Origin of the sequence: Bradyrhizobium sp. (assembly GCF_019244115.1) — a bacterium.
GTDB lineage: Bacteria > Pseudomonadota > Alphaproteobacteria > Rhizobiales > Xanthobacteraceae > Bradyrhizobium.
Genome location: NZ_JAFATE010000197.1, coordinates 1 through 3,851, shown reverse-complemented (window position 1 = coordinate 3,851; position 3,851 = coordinate 1). Strand labels below are relative to the sequence as shown.

Annotated in this window: 5 protein-coding genes; 1 reads left to right on the top strand and 4 read right to left on the bottom strand. The window is 65.6% G+C overall.

Features of this window, described 5'->3' with window-relative positions; genetic code table 11:
* The first annotated feature begins 130 nt into the window (after positions 1-130).
* Complete coding sequence (locus tag JOZ76_RS08590) at positions 131-1,234, top strand: AMP-binding enzyme (protein WP_291698197.1); 1,104 nt, start codon at positions 131-133, stop codon at positions 1,232-1,234.
* 12 nt (positions 1,235-1,246) lie between these two features.
* Here the strand turns inward: JOZ76_RS08590 and JOZ76_RS08585 are convergent, their stop codons facing one another.
* The 4 genes from JOZ76_RS08585 to JOZ76_RS08570 form a co-directional block, all read right to left on the bottom strand.
* Complete coding sequence (locus JOZ76_RS08585; protein WP_291698196.1) at positions 1,247-2,110, bottom strand: phytoene/squalene synthase family protein; 864 nt, start codon at positions 2,108-2,110, stop codon at positions 1,247-1,249.
* The gene (locus JOZ76_RS08580) at positions 2,107-2,490 is read right to left on the bottom strand and encodes an Mth938-like domain-containing protein (RefSeq protein WP_291698195.1); all 384 of its coding nucleotides are present in this window, start codon (positions 2,488-2,490) and stop codon (positions 2,107-2,109) included. The genes JOZ76_RS08585 and JOZ76_RS08580 overlap by 4 nt, the downstream gene beginning before the upstream one ends.
* Positions 2,491-2,521: 31 nt before the next feature.
* Complete coding sequence (gene secF / locus JOZ76_RS08575; protein ID WP_291698194.1) at positions 2,522-3,559, bottom strand: protein translocase subunit SecF; 1,038 nt, start codon at positions 3,557-3,559, stop codon at positions 2,522-2,524.
* Positions 3,560-3,570: 11 nt separating this feature from the next.
* On the bottom strand, positions 3,571-3,851 hold a 281-nt coding region (locus JOZ76_RS08570; RefSeq protein ID WP_291698193.1), incomplete at its 5' end, for an MMPL family transporter.

Genomic DNA, 3,851 nt, shown 5'->3' with positions numbered 1-3,851 from the left:
CGGACGGCACGCGGCTGCGCGGCAACGAAAAGACCATCGCGAAGAAGCAGGCACTCAGCGCCCGCGCGCTCGCCGATCTCGACCGCTGGATCGCCGATCACCTGCGCATTCCTCGAGCGGCGTGAGTTTGATGCATTTGTCCCGGGACGACGCGGCGCTTCTGAAGGCGCGATGGACCGACGGCGTGCTGCTCAAGCGCGACGTGTTCTCGACGGTGGAGCGCGGGCGCTTCCAGGGCGATGGCGGCAGCGTCGATGCGGTGCTGCGCCGGCTCGACGAGGTGCCGTGGTGGTCGCTGATGCCCGCGCGGCACCTGTTTGGGCGCGAGAAGAAGGCGCTGGGTCTTGCCCGCGGCCTCGACGTCGGCCCAAAACTGCTCTGGGCAGGCGATCGCGCGCTGGTGCGCGGTTTCATCGACGGCGTCGCGCTGCATCTCGCAAAACCGTACGGCGATGCCGGCTATTTCCGCTCCGCCAAGCAGGCGCTGCACCGGCTGCATCGCGCCGGCATCTGCCACAATGATCTCGCCAAGGAGCAGAACTGGCTGGTCGGCCGCGACGGCCGCGCCTATCTGACCGATTTCCAGCTCGCTGCCTGCTTCAGGCGCCGCAGCCGGCTGTTCCGGATCGCGGCGTATGAGGACCTGCGGCACCTGTTGAAACACAAGCGCAGCTACGCGCCGCAGGCGCTCACGCCCAGCGAGCGCAAGATCCTGGCCCGCAAATCGGCGGTCGCGAGCCTCTGGCTGATGACCGGGAAAAAGGTTTACCGTGCCGTCACGCGCGGCCTCTTCAACTTCACCGATCGCGAGGGCGGCGGCCGCCGCCTCGTCAACGATGCGCCTGTCCTGATCGAGCTGATCCGCAAAAATCCCGCGGTGCGCGACACCGCGATCGTGGCCTTCGCCGACCGCCGGACCGGCGTCGGGCTCTATGCGTTCGTCGAGGCCGATCAGGCCGCTCTGGAGGCCCAGTTGCGCAATGCGCTCGCCGCGGCCAACGGACCAAAACCGCCGGAGCATATCCAGATCGTGCACGCATTGCCGCGCGATGCCAATGGCAAGCCGCGCACCGAGATCCTGCAACTCGTTGCCATGAACCAGCTCGACCTGATCGAGCCGATGATGCGAAGCGAAACCGACCGCGCGTTCCTGAAGGACATCATCGAGCAGCGCAAGAATCTGCGCGACCGATTCAATTTCGAGGCGGGCGATTTGCAGCTTCCGTCGAGCTGACCCGGCCCGGCCCTAACCGCCGAACTGCTTGTCCCGCGACGCCCGCCACAGCGTCCACAGCGTGCGCAATCGCGAGGTCGGCTGCGGCTGAAACGGATCGGCTTCGGCGCGCGCCATGCGTTTCAGCTCGCGTCGCAGCAGTGCGACCGGCAGAAAAGCCGGCCGCACCTGCGGCGGCACCTCGGACAATAGCCGCATCGCCGTCTCCAGATGCGCCTGCGCCTCGCCGATCAGTTCGACAAGGGCTGCGCGCATCTCCGGCGTTGGCCGGCCGGCAAAGACCTCTTCCATGGAGCTGCCATGGCCGGCGAGCAGTTGCAGCGGCACGAACAATTGCCGCCTTGACGCATCGCGCGGCAGGCTTGCGATCACCTGAGCGAACGCCACGGCAAAACCGGCGTGGCGCGCGAGATGATCGATCGCATCCGAGGGTGGTCCGAGCATCTGCGCGGCCAAGGCAAACAGCGCCGACGATGTATCGGTGGCATAGCCCTCCAGCGCCGCCATGGTCGGCATCGGATCGTTGTAGAGATCGAACTGATGCTCGTCGACGAGGCGCGCCAGCGGTTCGATCGGCAGCTCCCAATGCTGGATTGCGGCCAAAAGTTCGGCCGCCACCGGATTGCCCTCGACCCCGCCATTGGCCTTGCCGGCGAGCATGTCGCTCCACCATTGCAGGCGGATTTCGCCGGGCAGCGGCTGGCTCACGGACTCGCGCACGCGCGAAATTTCGACGTTGAAAGCGTAGAGCGCCAGCAGCCCGCGCCGCTGCAGCGGCGGGACGAAGAGGGTTGCGGCATAGCGCGCAAAATCGCGGCTGCGCACCAGGTCGGCGCAGAAGGCGACTGCGTCCCGCGACGTCGTTGGCTCGCTCATGGCACCGCAATCAGCGCGGCCGCAACCCGTCGCCGCTCGCCGATCATGACGTTGTAGGTGCGGATCGCGGGGCCCGTCTGCATCGCGTCGATGACCACCCTCACCTGCCGGAAGGCGGCGCGAAGCTCTGCAGGCACGAGCCAGACATCGGTGCCGGTGCCGATGATCAGCGTATCGATGCTATTGGCCGCATCGAGCACGCGGGCGAGTGACTGTTTGTCGATCTGCTTCGGCAATTCGACATCCCAGGCCCAGACCGCATCGGGCAGACAGAGCAGCGAGCCGCGATGCGACATACCCGCAAAGGCGAAGCCGCCCTTGCCATAGGCGTCGATCGACGCCGACCTCGGAAGATGCGGCGCGCTCTGGTCGATGGGCATGATCTCGTCCGAAACGATTCCGGCTCTCCGGTCAAGCCGGCGAGCGCGCCTTCGGTTCCTGCCCGACTTTCTTGGCCGGCGTATCCAGCACCTCGGCCCGGCTGGAGTGGACGCCGAGATAGATCAGGATCGGGGCCGCGATGAAGATCGAGGTGTAGGTGCCGACCAGCACGACGCCGAACATCATGACCGCGGTGAAGCTGTGGATGGCGTGACCGCCGAACAGCAACAGCGCGAGCAGCGCCAGCGTCACCGTGACGTGGGTGATGATCGAGCGTGACAGCGTCGAATTGATCGATTCGTTCAAAAGCTGCGGCATCGGCATCTTCTTGTAGCGCCGCAGCATTTCCCGGATTCGGTCATAGATGACGACGGTGTCGTTGAGCGAATAGCCGAGAATCGTGAGCAGCGCCGCGATCGAAGTGAGGTCGAAGTCGACCTGCGAGATCGACATGAAGCCGATGGTCAGCACGATGTCGTGCACGTTGGCGATCATGGCGCCGAGCGCGAACTGCCACTCGAACCGGAACCAGAGATAGATCAGGATCGAGACGATGGCGAGCATCAGGCCGATCATGCCATAGGCCAGCAGTTCGCCGGAGACGCGCGGGCCGACCACCTCGACGCGCCGGTAGTCGACGGAATCCCCGAGCGAGCCGCGCACCTTCGAAACCGCCTCCTGCTGCGCGGCATCACCGCCGGGCTGCTCGGCCACACGGATCAGAACCTCGTCCGGACCGCCGAACTGCTGCAGCTGCACCTCGCCGAGGCCAAGCTTGTCCAGGCTCGCGCGCATGCCGGCGATATCGGCCGTGCCTGATTTGGCGCGGACCTCGAGCAGCGTGCCGCCCTTGAAGTCGATGCCGAAATTCAGCCCGTGAGTGAAGAACAGCGTGATTGCGATGATCGACAGCGTCGCCGAGATTGGAAAGCTGATGCGGCGGAACTGGGTGAAGTCGAAATGCGTAACGTCGGGCACGATACGCAGCGACGGCAGGATGCCGAGCGCGCTGACGACGGCCAGCACGGCAATGAGAACGCCGAGGGAGATCAGAACAATGTGAGTCACGGCCGCGTTTCCTAGATCGGCACGGTTTGTGGCCGCTTCCAGCGCACCCACCAGGCGACGATCAGCCGGGTCAGGGTAAAGGCGGTGAAAACAGTGGTGATGATGCCGATGCCGAGCGTCACGGCAAAGCCGCGCACCGGACCGGTGCCGATGAAGAACAGCACCGCGCCGGCGATGAAGGTCGTGATGTTGGAGTCGAGGATCGTCGCCAGCGCCCGCTTGAAGCCGGCGTCGATGGCGGAGATCGCGTTCCGCCCGCCGCGCAGCTCTTCGCGGATGCGCTCATAGATCA

Bases quoted from the DNA above. Each gene is read 5' to 3' on its own strand.
- JOZ76_RS08590 (WP_291698197.1), top strand. From the start codon at position 131: ATGCATTTGTCCCGGGACGACGCGGCGCTTCTGAAGGCGCGATGGACC.
- JOZ76_RS08585 (WP_291698196.1), bottom strand. From the start codon at position 2,110: ATGAGCGAGCCAACGACGTCGCGGGACGCAGTCGCCTTCTGCGCCGAC.
- JOZ76_RS08580 (WP_291698195.1), bottom strand. From the start codon at position 2,490: ATGCCCATCGACCAGAGCGCGCCGCATCTTCCGAGGTCGGCGTCGATC.